Source organism: Maricaulis sp. (assembly GCF_048268525.1).
Taxonomy (GTDB): domain Bacteria; phylum Pseudomonadota; class Alphaproteobacteria; order Caulobacterales; family Maricaulaceae; genus Maricaulis.
Genome location: NZ_JBLWVH010000007.1, coordinates 18,713 through 35,255, shown reverse-complemented (window position 1 = coordinate 35,255; position 16,543 = coordinate 18,713). Strand labels below are relative to the sequence as shown.

At 62.1% G+C, this 16,543-nt stretch carries 17 protein-coding genes and 1 tRNA gene; 12 read left to right on the top strand and 6 right to left on the bottom strand.

The features are described 5' to 3' along the window. Positions 1–92: 92 nt before the first annotated feature. Positions 93–180 (top strand) — tRNA-Ser (locus tag ACN0X9_RS05580). Between the two features lie 143 nt (positions 181–323). Beyond that, positions 324–452 carry an entericidin A/B family lipoprotein gene (locus ACN0X9_RS05575; protein ID WP_417486629.1) on the top strand — a complete coding sequence of 43 codons (129 nt, stop codon included), beginning with the start codon at positions 324–326 and terminating at the stop codon, positions 450–452. On the opposite strand, the gene ACN0X9_RS05570 is transcribed toward ACN0X9_RS05575, so the two are convergent. The 3 genes from ACN0X9_RS05570 to ACN0X9_RS05560 are packed head-to-tail and all read right to left on the bottom strand — an operon-like array spanning position 453 to position 4,002. After that, positions 453–1,973 carry a RimK family protein gene (locus ACN0X9_RS05570; RefSeq protein ID WP_417486628.1) on the bottom strand — a complete coding sequence of 507 codons (1,521 nt, stop codon included), beginning with the start codon at positions 1,971–1,973 and terminating at the stop codon, positions 453–455. Further along, the gene (locus tag ACN0X9_RS05565) at positions 1,973–2,458 is read right to left on the bottom strand and encodes a GNAT family N-acetyltransferase (protein ID WP_417486627.1); all 486 of its coding nucleotides are present in this window, start codon (positions 2,456–2,458) and stop codon (positions 1,973–1,975) included. The genes ACN0X9_RS05570 and ACN0X9_RS05565 overlap by 1 nt, the downstream gene beginning before the upstream one ends. After that, positions 2,458–4,002, bottom strand: a complete 1,545-nt coding sequence (locus tag ACN0X9_RS05560) for a GNAT family N-acetyltransferase (RefSeq protein WP_417486626.1) — start codon at positions 4,000–4,002, stop codon at positions 2,458–2,460. Before ACN0X9_RS05560 ends, ACN0X9_RS05565 begins: the two co-directional genes overlap by 1 nt. A 407-nt stretch (positions 4,003–4,409) precedes the next feature. On the opposite strand from ACN0X9_RS05560, the gene msrP reads away from it, so the two are divergent. Both msrP and ACN0X9_RS05550 read left to right on the top strand, forming a co-directional pair. Further along, positions 4,410–5,396, top strand: a complete 987-nt coding sequence (gene msrP / locus ACN0X9_RS05555) for a protein-methionine-sulfoxide reductase catalytic subunit MsrP (RefSeq protein ID WP_417486625.1) — start codon at positions 4,410–4,412, stop codon at positions 5,394–5,396. Between the two features lie 22 nt (positions 5,397–5,418). Beyond that, positions 5,419–6,096 carry a sulfite oxidase heme-binding subunit YedZ gene (locus ACN0X9_RS05550; protein ID WP_417486624.1) on the top strand — a complete coding sequence of 226 codons (678 nt, stop codon included), beginning with the start codon at positions 5,419–5,421 and terminating at the stop codon, positions 6,094–6,096. On the opposite strand, the gene ACN0X9_RS05545 is transcribed toward ACN0X9_RS05550, so the two are convergent. After that, positions 6,036–6,521: a hypothetical protein gene (locus ACN0X9_RS05545; RefSeq protein ID WP_417486623.1), complete on the bottom strand. Its 486-nt coding sequence runs from the start codon at positions 6,519–6,521 to the stop codon at positions 6,036–6,038. The two genes, ACN0X9_RS05550 and ACN0X9_RS05545, sit on opposite strands and share 61 nt — an antisense overlap. 107 nt (positions 6,522–6,628) lie before the next feature. Here ACN0X9_RS05545 and ACN0X9_RS05540 point away from each other — a divergent pair, with 107 nt between their 5' ends. The 3 genes from ACN0X9_RS05540 (at position 6,629) to ACN0X9_RS05530 (ending at position 10,183) form a co-directional block, all read left to right on the top strand. Then, positions 6,629–7,759: a M14-type cytosolic carboxypeptidase gene (locus ACN0X9_RS05540; protein ID WP_417486622.1), complete on the top strand. Its 1,131-nt coding sequence runs from the start codon at positions 6,629–6,631 to the stop codon at positions 7,757–7,759. A gap of 3 nt (positions 7,760–7,762) precedes the next feature. After that, on the top strand, positions 7,763–8,215 hold the full coding sequence (locus ACN0X9_RS05535) for a YaiI/YqxD family protein (RefSeq protein ID WP_417486621.1): 453 nt from the start codon (positions 7,763–7,765) through the stop codon (positions 8,213–8,215). A gap of 114 nt (positions 8,216–8,329) precedes the next feature. Then, entirely contained in the window at positions 8,330–10,183 is a 1,854-nt protein-coding gene (locus ACN0X9_RS05530) for a M2 family metallopeptidase (protein WP_417486620.1), read from the top strand. A gap of 56 nt (positions 10,184–10,239) precedes the next feature. Here ACN0X9_RS05530 and ACN0X9_RS05525 read toward each other — a convergent pair whose 3' ends face one another. After that, positions 10,240–10,824 carry a HupE/UreJ family protein gene (locus ACN0X9_RS05525; protein WP_417486619.1) on the bottom strand — a complete coding sequence of 195 codons (585 nt, stop codon included), beginning with the start codon at positions 10,822–10,824 and terminating at the stop codon, positions 10,240–10,242. 162 nt (positions 10,825–10,986) lie between these two features. Between ACN0X9_RS05525 and kynA the strand changes: the two genes are divergently transcribed. The 5 genes from kynA (at position 10,987) to ACN0X9_RS05500 (ending at position 15,464) form a co-directional block, all read left to right on the top strand. Further along, a complete protein-coding gene (gene kynA, locus ACN0X9_RS05520) occupies positions 10,987–11,835 on the top strand; it encodes a tryptophan 2,3-dioxygenase (RefSeq protein WP_417486618.1) in 849 nt (282 codons plus the stop codon). A 3-nt stretch (positions 11,836–11,838) separates the two neighbouring features. Beyond that, a complete protein-coding gene (gene kynB, locus ACN0X9_RS05515) occupies positions 11,839–12,468 on the top strand; it encodes an arylformamidase (protein ID WP_417486617.1) in 630 nt (209 codons plus the stop codon). Beyond that, positions 12,465–13,694 (top strand): kynureninase, encoded by a 1,230-nt coding sequence (kynU, locus tag ACN0X9_RS05510; protein WP_417486616.1) that lies wholly within the window; start codon positions 12,465–12,467, stop codon positions 13,692–13,694. The genes kynB and kynU overlap by 4 nt, the downstream gene beginning before the upstream one ends. Positions 13,695–13,764: 70 nt before the next feature. After that, complete coding sequence (locus tag ACN0X9_RS05505) at positions 13,765–14,031, top strand: Lrp/AsnC ligand binding domain-containing protein (protein WP_323761223.1); 267 nt, start codon at positions 13,765–13,767, stop codon at positions 14,029–14,031. A 47-nt stretch (positions 14,032–14,078) separates the two neighbouring features. Continuing rightward, a complete protein-coding gene (locus tag ACN0X9_RS05500) occupies positions 14,079–15,464 on the top strand; it encodes an L-serine ammonia-lyase (RefSeq protein WP_417486615.1) in 1,386 nt (461 codons plus the stop codon). 2 nt (positions 15,465–15,466) lie between these two features. Here ACN0X9_RS05500 and ACN0X9_RS05495 read toward each other — a convergent pair whose 3' ends face one another. Further along, a complete protein-coding gene (locus ACN0X9_RS05495) occupies positions 15,467–16,531 on the bottom strand; it encodes an efflux RND transporter periplasmic adaptor subunit (protein ID WP_417486614.1) in 1,065 nt (354 codons plus the stop codon). Positions 16,532–16,543: the final 12 nt, after the last annotated feature.

The window sequence follows — 16,543 nt, the reverse complement described above, 5'->3', positions numbered from 1 at the left end:
CCTTGCCCTGTTTAACGCAGAATGGTGAAAGGAGCGTAAGCTGCATCTGGAGAGTTGCGCACCACCGGCCAAGGCGTCTAATTGAAGCGACCGGAGGGGTGGCAGAGTGGTCGATTGCGGCGGTCTTGAAAACCGTTGAACCGCGAGGTTCCGGGGGTTCGAATCCCTCCCCCTCCGCCACTGGGCGCCAGCAAAGCCATCATCTGCGCTGCGGAAATATGTCGGTTTTCGGCGCTGGCGTGGTTCATCCTGAAAACTTGGCCCCATTGCTAGCAACCGCACGCCGATGCATGCTGGTGTTTTCAAACAAGAAAGGCTCAGCCATGAAACGAACAGTCTCATATGCCGTGATCGCTCTTGTTGGCATCAGCCTTGCCGGCTGCAACACGATCCGTGGTGCCGGTCAGGATATCGAGCGGGCCGGCGAGGCCGTCCAGGACTCGACCAACTGATCAATCCGCCGCGTCGCGTCGGTTGCCGGCTGGGCTGGCGCTCACCGCAACCGGCGTGGCCGGTGAACTGATGCGGGCCTCCAGTCGGCGCGCGAACCATCCGATGATCGCTTCCCACAGACCGTCTTTCAGCACCAGACCTTCCACATCGCTCTCCAGATTGGGATTGTCGTTGATCTCGATGACGAAGACACCGTCCGGGGTTTCCTTCAGGTCGATGCCGTAGAGCCCGCGGCCGATCAGGCGGGCGGCGGCCAGCGCGGTCTCGATCACGGCCACCGGTGCCTCCTCAACCGCAAAGCTGGCAAAACCGCCTTCGCGCGACTTGCCACCCTCCACATGCTTGATGATCTGCCAATGGCCCCTGGCCATCTTGTACTGGCAGGCGAACAGCGCTTCGCCATCAAGAACGCCGACCCGCCAGTCAAAACTGGTGGGCAGATATTCCTGCGCGATGATCAGTGCCGTGTCGTCAAACAATTGCCGGGCCCGGTCGCGCAATTCGGGGTCGGTCGACACCTTGTGGACCGAGCGGGAAAACGAGCCATCGGGTGCCTTCAGCACCACCGGCGTTCCCAACCGCTCTATCAAGCCCTCGAGCGACTGGGTCTCGTCGATGATCTCGGTTTTCGGAGCCGGAACGCCGCCCAGTTCCAGCAATTCCTTCAGGAACACCTTGTTGGTGCAGCGGATCATCGAAGCCGTATCGTCGATGACCGGCATGCCCTCCTGCTCGGCGCGGCGGGCGAAACGATAGCTGACATTGTCGATCGCCGTGGTCATCCGGATGAACAGTGCATCGTACTCGGCCAGGCTGGCGAGATCGTTCGGACCGATCGGGGTCACCTCAACGCCCATCCGCGCCGCGACTGTCGCCAATCGCTTCAACGAGGATGGTTTGGAGGGTGGCATCTCTTCGGCAGGATCAGTCAGCACTGCCAGCGACCAGCGAGCCGGTGCCTTCTCCTTGCGATCCGCCCAACCGCGCTGGGTGTGACGCGCCATCGCGTCGAGAAAGAAGGCCCTCGCCTCACCCTTGAGCGCGTTGGGCGCCAGCGGGCGGATCCGGTCAATGGTCAGTCCGGATTTGGTCAGCGTGACTTCCAGAACCGGCACACGGAACCAGTCAAACAGCAGCTTTCCAAATCGCCCGAGCCCGAACTGATCCACTCGGCCGAAAGCGACGGTCATCGGGCTGGGCATCGACGCCCCGTCCGCATGCGCCCGCGCCAGGGCGGCGTTCAACTCGGGCAGGGCCTGAGCGTAGAGGGATTTGCGCGACAGCTCGACCATCGTCTGCGCCGTCGGTGCGATCCGGTGGCCCCGGGCTTCGGCCAGCAAAGAGGCATAATAGCCTTCTGTCTGATAGCCGTAGGACCGGGCCAGATTGAGAATATTCGGCCGCCGCTGCGTAAAAAGCCCCGGATTGGCGAGATAGTCGCGAATGCGCAGGACCTTGTGAGGGGTCTCGTGTTGGGCGAGGTCGTTGGGAAATTCAACGAGGATGAGCCAGTCGCTCACTAGGGGTCATGCTCCGCGATGACAGGACAGGACGGCAACTCGAGAAGGGCCTCCAGAACCAAGCCTGTTTCACCGTCCTCGTAATAGGCAATTCGCGTGTCATGCAAGCGAAATCCGTAACGGTCATAAAGTTTGCGGGCGGCGCCGTTCGAGGCGCGAACTTCCAGTCTGAGCACATGGCAATTCCGTGCCGTTGCGAGCTCTACCGCCGCTTCGAGCAGGGCCTCCGCGAGACCCTGTCGCCGCGATGCCGGATCGACCGCGACGGAATAGATCCGGGCGACCCGGCTGCCCGTCCTGAAACTCAATGCGAGATAACCGCCCTGCCCGGTCGAGGCTTCAGCAAGCAGGAAACGGGTTCGCCGTCCCGCCAGCATCCGCGCAAGATTCCGACGCGGAAACCGGTCCGCGTCGAAGCTCGCCGCCTCGATCCGGTCGATACGGTCAAGGTCATCCGGGTCCGCCAGGCGGATGGATGGTTTCATCACCCCTTCCAGTCGACCTTGTACAGGTCGAAGCGACGATCGCGCAGATTGCGGACCGTGCCTTCCTGGCGGGCCCAGTCCAGATCGGTCAGATCGAGATCGGCGATGGCGACGGTCTCCACATTCTCGGTGCATTCGGCGGCGATGCCGTCGCGGGCGAAGCGAAAGTCACAGGGCGTCAGGATGCAGGACTGGGCATACTGGATGTCCATGTTTTCCACGCCTGGCAGGTTTCCGACATTGCCGGACATCACGACATAGCACTGGTTCTCGATGGCCCGCGCCTGGGCGCAATATCGTACCCGCAGATAGCCCTGGCGATTGTCGGTACAGAACGGCACGAACAGGAGCTTCGCGCCGGCATCGACCAGCTTGCGCGCCAGCTCCGGGAATTCGCTGTCATAGCAGATCAGCACTCCGATCGGACCGCAATCGGTCGGGATGGTGATGATCTCGTCGCCGCCCAGAATATTCCACCAATGGCGTTCTGACGGGGTCGGGTGAATCTTCTCCTGGGCATGAACCGAGCCGTCCCGCAGGAAGACATAGGCGACATTCTGGATGTCGCCATCATCCGTGCGTGTGGGATGGGAGCCGCCGATGATGTTGATGTTGTAGCTGATCGCCAGCTCACGCATTTTCTCGACGAAGTGGGGCGTGTACTCGGTCAGGCGTTCAATCGACTGCGCCGGCGTCAGGCGCGTTTCCTCAAGCGCGAGGAGCTGCAGGGTGAACAGCTCGGGGAAGACCACGAAATCACAGCGATAGTCCGACGTCACATCGACGAAGTACTCGATATTGCTGATGAATTCGTCAAAACTCTCGACCCGGCGCTGCTGGAACTGGACCGTGGCGACACGCACGATCTCTTTCTGCCCCGGAGGCGCATTGGCGCTGAGCTTCTGTTCCACAGCATAGGGGTTGCGCCAGACCATGTGACTGGCCCATCCGCGCGATGCCGCGTCGGACGGAAGATAATCCTTGAGAACACCGATCGGCTCAAACCCCATTCGTGACTGGAAGCGGATGACCGGGTCGGCCACTTCCTGCGCCATGACGGCATCGAGATAGGATTTCGCCGTCGGATATTGCTTGCGTTTGCGCTGCCAGTTCGGCATCCGTCCGCCAAACACAATGCCTTCCAGTTCATAGCGTTCGGCCAGTTCCTTGCGGGCGTCATAGAGGCGCTGACCGATCCGCAGGCGACGGCGGTCCGGGTCAACACAGACTTCCATCCCGTAGAGCCATTCGCCCTTGGGGTTGTGCCGCGAGGCGTATCCGCCACCGGTGATCGAGTCCCAAGTGTGAGGCTTGAGCGCCGTTTCACCATCAATGATGAAGCTCGCGGCATAGCCGACGATCTCGCCATCATACTCAACCACGACCTGACCATCGGAAAAAATGGTGATCTGTCCCTGCAGCATGGCCACAGAGTATGTGTCCATCGAGGGATAGACCTTGCCGACCAGCGCATTGATGCGTGGAATGTCCTCAATCGTGGCATTGCGGACATTGAGGGAGGAGCGACCGGGTTGGCTGGGCAAGGATGACCTCTGTGAACTGGCTGCTTGGTGATCCTTGTGGAGCACCGATTTCAATTGGAGTCGGGGCACGGATTCAGTGACGCCGTCCACGCCGAACTTGTTGTGCCGCTACTGCTATTCAAGGCCCGGATGGACGCGGCCTGCAGCACCGTGGTGCGCGCCTATATCCCACAATAATCGGGGAACCAATAACTGATTTGGAGCGCGATTGCCTTCGACTCCGGGCGCGCGGGTGATGATGAGGAACTCACTCAGACAGGACAGGCGCATACGCGACATGGTGACCGCCTCGACGACCTGACGAATGGTAACAAGCTCTCCCGCAATCATCACGAAACCGTTGAGGGGGAAGACGCAGGCGTGAAATGCCCTAGGTTCTGTATGATCACAGGCACGGATACGAGACCATGTTCATTCGCAAACACCGCCGCTGGCAAAGCCCGGAGGCCGACGTCACACCCAAAAAGCTGTACCTGGACCGACGCGCCATCATGGCCGGTGGCGGTGCGCTGGCCCTGACCGGCCTCACCGGCTGCGAGGCCCAGTCAGGTCAAGTGGCGGCGAGACAGACGGGCGCCGGGCAACGCCCGGTCAGCGGTGCGCTCGACTTTGCTGCCACCGATTACACCGTCGCGGATCCGCAAACGCCCTATCCGGCCGTCACCGGCTACAATAATTTCTACGAGTTCGGCATCGGCAAGGACGACCCCGCCCGCCATGCCGGCGCGATGACCACCGATCCCTGGTCGATCGACATCGAGGGCCATGCCGGCCGCACCGGCCGTTTCGCGCTGGAGGATGTCGTCGACTTCTCAACGCTGGAAGAACGCATCTATCGCCTGCGATGTGTCGAGGCCTGGTCGATGGTCATTCCCTGGGTCGGTGTCCCGCTGTCACAGGTACTGGCCGCCTTCGAACCGACCAGCGACGCCCGCTATGTCCAGTTCGAAACCCATCTCGACCGTGAAGAGATGCGCGGAACCCGTTTCCCGGTGCTGGACTGGCCCTATGTGGAAGGCCTGCGCATGGACGAGGCGATGAACGAGCTCGCCTTCCTCGCCGTCGGTCTCTACGGCGAGGTCCTCCCCAACCAGAACGGTGCGCCGGTGCGCCTCGTCGTTCCGTGGAAATACGGCTACAAGTCAATCAAGTCGATTTCGGCGATCCGCTTTGTCAGCGAGCAGCCGGAAACCAGCTGGAACCGCTCGGCTCCGCGCGAGTACGGCTTTTATTCCAACGTCAATCCGAACCGGGCCCATCCACGCTGGAGCCAGAGTTCGGAACGGGTCATCGGCGGCAATGTCTTTGCCCGTCGCGACACGGAAATGTTCAATGGTTATGCCGAACAGGTCGCCCACATGTATGCGGGCATGGACCTGATCGAGAACCACTAGGCCGTCGGACACCCATCAGACCATGGTACGCAACCCACTTCTCAGGACGTTCAGCCGTCATTGGCTGAAGCCCCTTGCCTTCTGGCTGCTGGCCCTGCCCGGCCTGTGGCTGGGCTGGCAATGGATTTTGCTGCTGGGCGGCCAGGCGCATGGTCTGGGCTTCAATCCGATCGAGACCACGCACCGCTTTCTGGGCGACACTGCGATCCGTATCCTCCTCGCCTCGCTCGCAGTCACGCCGATCCGTGACCTGACGCGATGGGGACCGATCATGATGATCCGGCGCCGGATCGGCCTCGCGGCCTTCTGGTATGCTCTCCTCCACATCCTCGCCTATCTCGGCTTGGACCTCTTCCTGGCTGCCGGGATGAGCGCCTCCGGTGCGCTCGCCGGCCTGTGGCGGGATGTCGCCGAGCGAATTTACATCACGCTCGGCATGAGCGCCTTCATCCTGCTCATCCCGCTCGCCCTCACCTCATTCAATCGCGTGCAGCGCCGGTTGGGCGCTCGCCGCTGGCAGGGCCTGCACCGGCTGGTCTATCCACTCGCCATCCTCGCCGTCCTGCATCACGGCTATATGGTCAAGGGGCAGCAATTGGGCCCGTGGATCCATGGAGGCATCCTGGCACTGCTGCTGGCCTATCGCCTGCTCGGAACAATCGCCCGCAAGAAGTCGCAGGCCAAAGCCAGCGCTTCCTGACGCTTTATGACCAAGAGGGTCACGCAGGACAGCCAAACGAGACAAGCCGCGACGAAGAGGCCACCGCCATCGGCATTGGGATCAATGCCAAGCGGTGTGAACAGGTGAAAGCTGATGGCGCCGCTCATGATGGCCACGCCGAGGGCACTGCCCAGAACCTGAAAGCGCGACAAGGCGGGTATAAATCCAATCAATAGCAGCGCAGAAGCAATGAGTTCTGCTGATCCGATCACGTACTGGCTGAAGAGCCCGCTGTGATCGAACAGGCCCGCCGCGCCCAGGCTGGCGGCCCAGCCATCGAGCCGACCGAAGATTTCCTGCGTTTCCGGGGCATCCGTAAACTTGTAGCGAAGCGAATCGAGAAAGATCGCTGCGATGAAAAGCGGCAGTCCAAAGCGAACCACGCGTGAAAGCCAGACCATCATGTCGTCATCTCCCGGACAGGACGCAGGCGCGCCGTCGATTGACCGTGCGATATGGTCTATCACGCTCACAAGCGAGTCACCCTTTTGCGAGAATAGCGGAGCGAACCATGGGCCTTAACATCACCGACGCCTTTGACAGCGGCAATATCGAGGTCCTCGACGCGGCCGACCCGGGTCGTATCCGATTGGAAATCCGCAAGGATAACGGCTCGGACTTCTACCAATGGTTCCATTTCCGGGTTACCGGCGCGATGGGCGAACAGCTTTCCATGGCGATCGAGAATGCCGGTGGCGCGGCCTATCTTGAAGGCTGGCCCGGCTATCAGGCCTGCGCCTCCTATGACCGCGAGACCTGGTTCCGCGTCGACACCGAGTATGCAGACGGCACACTGACCATCCACCACATGCCGGAAGCCGACACAGTCTGGTTTGCCTATTTCGCGCCCTTCTCGATGGAGCGCCACCAGGACCTGATCGCCTGGGCCCAGCTGCACCACGCGGTCGAGCTGGAAGTGCTCGGCGAGACCCTGGACGGGCAGACGATGGACCTTCTCACCATTGGTGAGCAGGACAGCGCCACGCGCACCATCTGGGTCACCGCCCGCCAGCATCCTGGTGAGACCATGGCGGAATGGTGGATGGAGGGTTTTCTCGGCCGGCTGCTCGATGATGATGATCCCGTCGCCCGCAAGCTGCGCGAAAAGGCCGTTTTCCATATCGTGCCGAACATGAACCCGGATGGCTCAAAGCGCGGCCATCTGCGCACCAATGCCAACGGCGTCAATCTCAACCGCGAATGGGACAAGGCCACACCGGAGAACTCCCCGGAAGTCTTCCATGTCCTGACCCGCATGCGCGAAACCGGGATCGATCTCGCCCTCGATGTGCATGGCGATGAGGCCCTTCCTTATAATTTCATCGCCGGCGGCGAAGGCGCGCCCAATTTCGATGAGCGCGGCCAGGCATTGCTGGATGGCTACAAGGACGCGCTCTGCCTCGCCAGCCCGGACTTCCAGACCGAGCACGGCTATGATGTCGATGCACCGGGCACCGCCAATCTCTCGGTCTGCACCAATTACCTCGCCAATGAATTCAAATGCCTGGCGATGACGCTGGAAATGCCCTTCAAGGACAATGCCGACCTGCCCGATCCGGAATTCGGCTGGTCGCCGGAGCGTTGCCGCAAGCTGGGCGCCGCCAATCTCGACGCCATGCTGGCCATGGTCAGCGAGCTCTAGACGATGACCATCTATGTCGATGCCGATGCCTGCCCGGTGAAGGATGAGATCATCCGCGTTGGTGAGCGTCATCAATGGGAAATGCTGTTCGTTTGCGATGGCGGGCTGAGACGTCCGAACTCGCAATGGGCGCGGCTGGTCATCGTTGAGGGCAAGCTGGATGCGGCCGATGACTGGATCGCGGACCATATCGGCGCTGGCGACGTCTTCGTGACGGCCGATATTCCGCTCGCCGACCGGTGCATCAAGGCTGGCGCGATCGGCATTGATCCGCGCGGCAAGCTGTGGACCCAGGACAATATCGGCGCCTCTCTCGCGACCCGTAACCTGATGACCGACTTGCGGGAAACCGGGGCGGTCACCTCAGGCGCCAAGCCGTTTGGTCCCAAGGACCGCTCGGCCTTCCTCGATGGCATGGAGCGGGTGATGCGCGCCGCGGCAGCGAAAAAGGCCTGATTGCGAACGGTACCAGAACGAAATCACGCAATGTCGTCTTGACGCGCACGACGAGCGCATCAGGATGGAGACAGTTAGCCAATCCTGCCCTGTGGGCAGACGGGGAGAATGACCATGAAACGTTTGATGACCGGGGTTGCTTCGGGTGCCCTTCTGGCAGTTCTTGCGGGCTGTAGCGCCCCCGAAGAGCCTTCTGCTGGCACACAAGCCGCCACAAACCAAGCCGAAGCACCGGTCACGGTGGCCGATGCCGAACAATTCCTTGCTGATGCAACCGCCGAGCTGCGTGAGTTCAGCGAGTTTGGCGCCCGCACGGCCTGGGTCCAGAACAACTTCATCACCTATGACACCAATTGGCTGCTCGAGCGCATGTCGACTCAAGGCACCGAGATGGCTGTCCGTCTGGCGACCGAAACAGCGCGCTACAACGATCTTGAGATGACCACCGAAATGGCGCGGCAGATGAACGTGCTGCGCGCCGGCATCACCCTGCCCGCCCCGGCTGATAGCGCCGCTGCGGCGCGCCTGTCCGAACTGACGACCCGCATGGGCTCGGCCTATTCGACCGGTCTGATGGAGATCGACGGCGAGATGGTCGACCATAACGAGCTGGAAAACATCATGCGGACCAGCCGTGACCCGGAATTCCTGGCGCATGTCTGGGCCGGCTGGCGAGACAGCTACAACCCCGAGCAGATGTCGGCGGACTATGCCGAGATGGTCGAGATCGCCAATGCCGGCGCCCGCGATCTCGGTTTCTCCGATCTCGCCGAGATGTGGCTGTCCAATTACGACATGCCGGCCGACGAGATGGAAGCCGAAGTCGAACGCCTTTGGGGCCAGGTCGAGCCGCTGTATGAGCAACTCCACTGCTATGTTCGCGATGACCTGAACGACCTTTATGGCGATGAGGTCCAGGCTGCGGAAGGTCCGATCCGGGCCGACTTGCTGGGCAATATGTGGGCCCAGTCCTGGGCCGCGCTCAGCGATGTGGCTTCGGTCAGCGATGCCGGCCCGGCCTATGACCTGACCCAGCTTCTGGTCGATGCGGATTATGATCCGATCCGGATGACGGAGACCGCGGAAAGCTTCTTCACCTCCCTGGGCATGGAAGAACTGCCGGATACGTTCTGGGAGCGCTCCCTGATCACGCAGCCGCGTGACCGCCAGGTTGCCTGTCACGCCTCGGCTTGGAATCTCGACAGTGTCGATGATTTGCGGATCAAGATGTGTACCCGCGTCAATGCCGATGACTTCGTCACCGTGCACCACGAGCTGGGCCACAATTTCTACCAGCGCGCCTACAACCAGCAGGACTTCCTGTTCCAGGGCGGCGCCCATGACGGCTTCCACGAGGCGATCGGTGATTTCATCGCCCTCTCGGTGACGCCGGACTATCTGGTCCAGATCGGCTTGCTCGACCAAGCCGACGTGCCGGACGCCTCGGCTGACCTTGGCTTGCTGATGGATACCGCCCTCGACAAGATTTCCTTCCTGCCCTTCGCCATCATGATGGATCAATGGCGCTGGCGCGTGCTGCGCGGCGAGATCCAGCCGGAAAATTACAATGACGCCTGGTGGGAGCTGCGCGAGAGCTACCAGGGCATTGTGCCGCCGGTCGAGCGCGGTGAAAACGCCTTCGATCCAGGCTCGAAATACCACATCGCCAACAACGTCCCCTATCTGCGCTATTTCCTCAGCTTCATCATGCAGTTCCAATTCCATGAAGCGGCCTGCGAGATGGCTGGCTGGGAAGGTCCGCTGCACCGTTGCTCGATCTACGGCAATGAGGAAGTCGGTGCCCGCTTCAACGCGATGATGGAAATGGGCGCCTCGCAGCCCTGGCCGGACGCGCTGGAAGCCTTCACCGGTACCCGCGAAATGGATGGCTCAGCCATCATCGCCTATTTCCAGCCGCTGATGACGCATCTGGAAGCAGAAAACGCCGACCGCGATTGCGGCTGGTAATCAGTCCATCGGATTGAATGAAGGGCGGCTCCACACCGGGGCCGCCTTTTTCATGTCTACCCGCCAAGGAAAATGCGCTCGAAAGTCCACCACAGGGCCATCAGGGCAATGGCGCCGGAGGCAAACCGGACCAGCCATGGATACCAGTTCGCCTCGGCGAAGCGGTGCAGCACCAGCCAGCAGGCCGCCACGATGGTCAGCTGCCCGGCTTCAACACCGATATTGAAGCTCAACAACGAGGCCAGCAATTGGTCCTCCGGCAGGCCGTAATCGCTGAGCACGCCGGCAAATCCCAGACCGTGGAACAGACCGAAGGCAAACACGATCGCCGGACGCCAGCGGGTCATGTCCCTGAAGATCAGGTTCTCGATGGCCACGAAGGCAATCGACAGTGCGATGATTGGTTCGACGATGGCCGGATCCAGATCGACATAGCCCAGCACCGCGAGCGCCAGCGTCAGCGTGTGGGCCAGGGTGAAGGCAGAGATCTGCCAGATCAGTGGCTTGAGACGCGTGGAAGCGAAAAACAACGCCAGCACAAACAGGATGTGATCCAGGCCGCGCGGCAGGATGTGGATATAACCCTGCTGGAGATAAAGACCGATCACGTCCCAGACGCTTTGTTCTACGGCTGCTTCCATGGTCCACTCCCCTGACTGGCGGCGAAAACTAGGCAAGGCGCGGCTTGCCATCAAGCGTCCGCTACGGTTGCCAGTCGACCCGCTTAACCCCTACACCTCAACGCAACGACGACGGTGATTGTGAGTCGCTCGGCTCACGACCGGAGAACGGGGAGTGACAGGATGAGCGAGACATTCTCATCCCGTGTGGATGTGTCCGGCGAGGACATCCACTGGGACTTCAAGGACGAGATGTCCTATGGCGGCTATCTGGCCCTGGACGTCCTGCTTGCCGCGCAAAAACCGTTGACCGACGAGCATGACGAAATGCTGTTCGTCGTCATCCATCACGTCGCCGAATTGTGGATGAAGCTTCTCCTGCACGAGACCGATGCCGCACTGGCGGATCTCCGCTCCGACAATGCCGGTCCGGCACTGAAGAAATTCGCCCGCGTCAGCCGTATCCAGGAACAATTGATCCAGGCCTGGGAAGTGCTCGCCACGATGACGCCGGCCGATTATCTGGCCTTCCGCGACAAGCTCGGCGCCTCGTCCGGCTTCCAGTCTTTCCAGTACCGGACGCTTGAATACCGGCTCGGCAACAAGAATGCCGCTCTCGCCCGGGTCCATGCCAGCAATCCGCCCGCTTTCAAGATGGTCGACGAGGCGTTGCAAAATCCCAGCCTGTGGGACGAGACGCTGCGCTGGTTGGCCCGCAAGGGCTATGACATTCCCGCCGACCGCCTCGATCGCGACTGGTCGCAATCCTATGAAGCCAGCCCCGCCGTGGAAGATGTCTGGCGGGCTATCTATCGCGATAGCGAGACCCATTGGGAAGCCTATGAGTTGGGCGAGAAACTGGTCGATCTCGAGCACAAATTCCAGCAATGGCGCTTCAACCACATGAAGACCGTTGAGCGGATCATCGGCTTTCGTCGCGGCACCGGTGGAACCGGCGGCGTGTCCTATCTGGTGAAGGCGCTGGACCTGCGCTTCTTCCCGGAAATCTGGACCGTGCGGACCTCGCTCTGAGCCATGGCGAAGATGTGGGACATATCGCAGACCCTGCGCCCGGATTTGCCGGTCTGGCCTGGCGACACCGCCTTTGCCTGCGACGAGGTCTGGACCATCGGGCCGGACTGTCCGGTCAAGGTGTCGCGCCTGACCCTGTCCACCCATAGCGGTGCCCATGCCGACGCGCCCAGTCATTACGATCGGGCCGGCGATGACATCGCCGCAACGCCCCTGGATCTGTATATCGGCCCTTGCACCCTCGTGACGGCTACCGGCTCCGATCCGCACGTGACGCCAGCCGATCTGGACTGGTCGGTGATTGACGGGGCAAGCCGCGTTCTGGTCCGCACCTATGCCTCATTTCCAACCGACACCTGGGATCCGGACTTCCGCGCGCTACACGCAGACACCATCGACCGCCTGGCGGCGTCCGGTTGCCGGTTGATCGGGGTCGACGCGGCGTCACTGGACCCGCAGACATCCAAGACCATGGACGCCCATCACGCGGTGCAGCGGCACGATATGCGAATCCTCGAAGGCCTCGTGTTCGATGGCATTCCCGATGGGCGCTACGAACTCATTGCCCTGCCGCTCAAGATTGCCGGCGCCGATGCCGCACCACTGCGCGCCGTACTGAGAGAACTGCCATGACAACACGCGATGACGTTCGCCGTCTCGACGCAGCCGACCCGCTGGCCGGGTTTCGCGAGCGTTTTTCCATCCCTGACGGGGTGATCTATCTCGACGGCAACTCGCTCGGCGCCCTGCCCAAATCCACGCCCGACCGTGTCGAGTCAGTTGTGAAGCGCGAATGGGGTGAAGACCTCATCCGTGCCTGGAACAGCCATGACTGGATCAGCGCCCCGCGGCGATTGGGCGACAAGATTGCCCGACTGATCGGCGCAGACCCGGGTGAAGTGATCGCGGGCGAGTCAACATCGGTCAATATTTTCAAAGGCCTGTGCGCCTGTCTGCAATTGGCACCTGAGCGCTCCGTGATCCTGTCGGAAACCGGAAACTTTCCAACCGACGCGTATATGATGGAGGGCCTGGCGGCCCTCTCCGGCGGGCGCATCCGGCAGGTCCTGGTCGACCGGGACGCCATTGATGCGTCGCTGACCGAAGACGTTGCGGCGCTGCTCCTCACCCATACCCACTACAAGTCCGGCCAATTGCACGACATGAAGGCGGTGACGGCCCGCGCCCAGGCCCTGGGCATTCCTGTGATCTGGGACCTCAGTCACAGCGCCGGTGCCATGCCGGTGACGCTCAATGACTGCAAAGCCGATTTCGCGGTGGGCTGTGGCTATAAATATCTCAATGGCGGTCCCGGTGCTCCGGCCTTCCTGTTCGTCGCCAAACGTCATCACGACAGGGTGTTTCCGGTCCTGTCCGGGTGGCTGGGTCATGCCCGGCCCTTTGACTTTGATGACCGGTACGAACCGGCTCCCGGCATTGACCGCTTCCAGTGCGGGACCCCGGCCATCATTGGCATGGCGGCGCTGGAATGCGGCCTCGACATCATGCTCGACGCCGACATGTCGGCGATCCGGGCGAAGTCGGAGGCTCTGGGTGATCTGTTCATCGACCTGGTCGAGGACCGGCTCGACGGGTTCGAACTGCGCAGCCCCCGCGATGCCGGCATACGTGGCTCACAGGTCTCCTTCGCCCACAAGCACGGCTATGCCATCATGCAGGCCCTGATCGAGCGGGGCGTGATCGGGGATTTCCGTGCGCCGGATATCCTGCGCTTCGGCTTCACGCCGCTCTATGTCGGGTATGAGGATGTCTGGAACGCCGTCGACATCCTCGCCGATGTCATGCAAAGCGGCGTCTGGCAGGAGCCGCGGTTCAACATCCGGTCGGCCGTGACCTGACACCCACATTGCACGCCGGGTAGCCGGCAGTCCCCCCCGCCGGGTAGCCGGCAGTCCCAAGGAGTTTGCCATGCGTCAATTCTACGTCTTCATCAAATGCGAGCTGGGCCACACCTATGACGTGGCTGCCAAGCTGGTCGACAATCTCGACGAGGCGCCGATGGTGCATTCGATCTCCGGCGCCTTCGACCTGCTGGCCCGCTTCACCCTGCAGGACGACACCGATATCGGCCGTTTCGTGAACCAGAAGGTCCAGACGATTGCCGGGATCAAGGACACGCAGACCATCATCTGTTTCAATGCCTTCACCCGTGACCAGGGCCTTGGCGACGGCTGAGCCTGACCCATCGCCACCTGACCACCTCCGACCAGCGAGCCTGATCCATGCATTTCGGTGTTTTCGACCTTTTCAAGATCGGCGTCGGCCCGTCCAGCTCCCACACCGTGGGGCCAATGAAGGCGGCCAAGGTGTTCGTCGAGCGCGTGCTCGAGGACAAGACCGGCACAAGGGTCGCGCAGTTGCAGACCGAATTGTACGGCTCGCTCGCCCTGACCGGACTGGGTCACGGCACAGATACGGCGGTACTCCTCGGCCTGGAGGGCAGCGATCCCGCGCGCATCAATCCGGACACGATACCGACCCGCCTCGCCCGGATACGCGAGGCGCAGACGCTGAAGCTGGCCAACGGCCGTGAAATTCCATTCGACGAGCGCCGGGACCTGGACTTCCGGGGGGATATCCGCCTGCCCTTCCACTCCAACGCACTGAAATTCCGCGCACTGGACGAAAGCGGCGACATCATTCGCGAGGAAATCTGGTATTCGATCGGCGGCGGCTTCGTGATCGATGAACACGAGGCAGGCCGCAATTCCGCCGCCGATGTGAAGGACGGTGAACCCTATCCCTTCAACTCGGCCGCCGAACTGCTTGAGATTGGCGAACGCACGGGCCTGTCCATCTATCGCATCATGCTGGCCAATGAGCGCACCTTCCTTCCCGACGACACGATCCGGGCGGGTATCGAGGGCCTGTGGCGCGCCATGGAGGATTGCATCGATCGCGGCCTGAAGCAGGATGGTGTCCTGCCTGGTGGTCTCAATGTGAAGCGCCGCGCGCCCAAAATGAATCGCGACCTGATCGCCGAGCCCGTCGATCCCAAGAAAGACCCGCTCGCCGCGATGGACTGGATCAATCTGTGGGCGATGGCGGTCAATGAGGAGAATGCCGCCGGTGGCCGCGTCGTGACCGCGCCAACCAATGGCGCCGCCGGCATCATCCCGGCGGTGGCGCGCTATTTCGACAAATACCATCGCGACCAGGATGACGAGGAAGCCCTGCAACGCTTCTTTCTGACAGCGGCGGCGATCGGCTCCCTGTACAAGAAAAACGCCTCGATTTCCGGCGCCGAGGCTGGATGTCAGGGTGAAGTCGGGGTCGCCTGTTCCATGGCCGCCGCCGCCCTCGCCGCCGCCATGGGCGCCAATAACGCCCAGATCGAGGACGCCGCCGAGATCGGCATGGAACACAATCTGGGCCTGACCTGCGACCCGGTCGGCGGGCTGGTTCAGATCCCCTGCATCGAGCGCAATGCCATCGGCGCCATCAAGGCGATCGACGCGGCCCGCCTGGCACTGCGCGCGACGTCGGTCGACATGAAGGTCTCACTGGATCAGGTGATCGAAACCATGCGTCAGACCGGCGTCGACATGCAGGAAAAATACAAGGAAACCAGCCAGGGTGGCCTGGCTGTCAATGTGGTCGCCTGCTGAGATCAGGCGTCTTCGCCCAGCTCGGTGACCGAGCGCCCGTCAGACAGGGTTTCGGCACCGGAAACGACAACCCGCTGACCGGGCTCGATCTCGCCGGAAATAGCGACATAGCCATCGGTCCGCACCCCTGGCACGACCGCGACCTGGTGGGCCACGTCTTCGTCATCGACAACGAAGACGAAATTGCCGTTGGCGCGCAAGATCACGGCGTCATAGGGCGCAGCGAGCTGGGTCCGCGGTGTTTCGGTGGGCAAGGCCACACGTGCCGCCGAGCCGACAATCCAGTCCGACCCCTCCAGATCGATGCGAACTTCGAAGGTGCGGGAGACAGCGTCGCCGACCGGAATGATGGCACGGATCGGCGCGCGCACGGTCTGCTCATTGCCGAGTGACAGCGACACGTCCATGCCGACACGCAGGAAAGGCGCGACAGCCACGGGGACCTGGGCCACCGCTTCCTTGTGCTCGATATCAACCAGCCGGGCGATGTCACGCCCCGGTGAAGACAGCTCCCCGACCTGGATCAGTCGCACGGCAACGCGCCCGGAAAAGGGGGCACGGATCTGGGTCCGCTCGAGCGCCAGTTCCGCGCGGTCGAGCGCCGAGCGGGCCTCTCGCGCGTCCTGCACCGCAAGATCACGGGCGAGTTCCACTTCCCGGCGGCGCGTCGCCGGGACCGTGCCGTTTTCTGCCAGCTGTTGATAACGGGTCGCCTCGGCATTCTGGTAGCTGGCATTGGCGGCTGCGCGCGCATGACGGGCGCGGGCCTCTTCCAGCTGGATGCGGGCCTGCCGGTCATCCATTTGCGCAATCAGCCCGCCCTCGGCGATCTCGTCCCCCGGCTCGGCGATGAAGGTGATGCGACCGGACGCTTCAGCGGCAATCTGGGCATCATTGCGGGACATCACACTGGCCGGTGTCGTCAGCGTCCGGGCCATGTCGAGCGAAATGATCTCGGACGTCCTGACAACGGCAGGCGGCGGAGGCCCCGGTTGCACGGCCAGAGCCGCTCCTGTCAGGCCGGGGAGGATGAAGGCAGTCGCCAGTTTGAAAAGTCGAGCCAGCATGAGGGTCTCCGA

What these genes read in the sequence shown, in the direction of transcription:
- ACN0X9_RS05575 (WP_417486629.1), top strand. Translation starts at nt 324, where the DNA reads ATGAAACGAACAGTCTCATATGCCGTGATCGCTCTTGTTGGCATCAGC.
- ACN0X9_RS05565 (WP_417486627.1), bottom strand. Translation starts at nt 2,458, where the DNA reads ATGAAACCATCCATCCGCCTGGCGGACCCGGATGACCTTGACCGTATC.
- msrP (WP_417486625.1), top strand. Translation starts at nt 4,410, where the DNA reads ATGTTCATTCGCAAACACCGCCGCTGGCAAAGCCCGGAGGCCGACGTC.
- ACN0X9_RS05550 (WP_417486624.1), top strand. Translation starts at nt 5,419, where the DNA reads ATGGTACGCAACCCACTTCTCAGGACGTTCAGCCGTCATTGGCTGAAG.
- ACN0X9_RS05545 (WP_417486623.1), bottom strand. Translation starts at nt 6,521, where the DNA reads ATGATGGTCTGGCTTTCACGCGTGGTTCGCTTTGGACTGCCGCTTTTC.
- ACN0X9_RS05540 (WP_417486622.1), top strand. Translation starts at nt 6,629, where the DNA reads ATGGGCCTTAACATCACCGACGCCTTTGACAGCGGCAATATCGAGGTC.
- ACN0X9_RS05535 (WP_417486621.1), top strand. Translation starts at nt 7,763, where the DNA reads ATGACCATCTATGTCGATGCCGATGCCTGCCCGGTGAAGGATGAGATC.
- ACN0X9_RS05530 (WP_417486620.1), top strand. Translation starts at nt 8,330, where the DNA reads ATGAAACGTTTGATGACCGGGGTTGCTTCGGGTGCCCTTCTGGCAGTT.
- ACN0X9_RS05525 (WP_417486619.1), bottom strand. Translation starts at nt 10,824, where the DNA reads ATGGAAGCAGCCGTAGAACAAAGCGTCTGGGACGTGATCGGTCTTTAT.
- kynA (WP_417486618.1), top strand. Translation starts at nt 10,987, where the DNA reads ATGAGCGAGACATTCTCATCCCGTGTGGATGTGTCCGGCGAGGACATC.
- kynB (WP_417486617.1), top strand. Translation starts at nt 11,839, where the DNA reads ATGGCGAAGATGTGGGACATATCGCAGACCCTGCGCCCGGATTTGCCG.
- kynU (WP_417486616.1), top strand. Translation starts at nt 12,465, where the DNA reads ATGACAACACGCGATGACGTTCGCCGTCTCGACGCAGCCGACCCGCTG.
- ACN0X9_RS05505 (WP_323761223.1), top strand. Translation starts at nt 13,765, where the DNA reads ATGCGTCAATTCTACGTCTTCATCAAATGCGAGCTGGGCCACACCTAT.
- ACN0X9_RS05500 (WP_417486615.1), top strand. Translation starts at nt 14,079, where the DNA reads ATGCATTTCGGTGTTTTCGACCTTTTCAAGATCGGCGTCGGCCCGTCC.
- ACN0X9_RS05495 (WP_417486614.1), bottom strand. Translation starts at nt 16,531, where the DNA reads ATGCTGGCTCGACTTTTCAAACTGGCGACTGCCTTCATCCTCCCCGGC.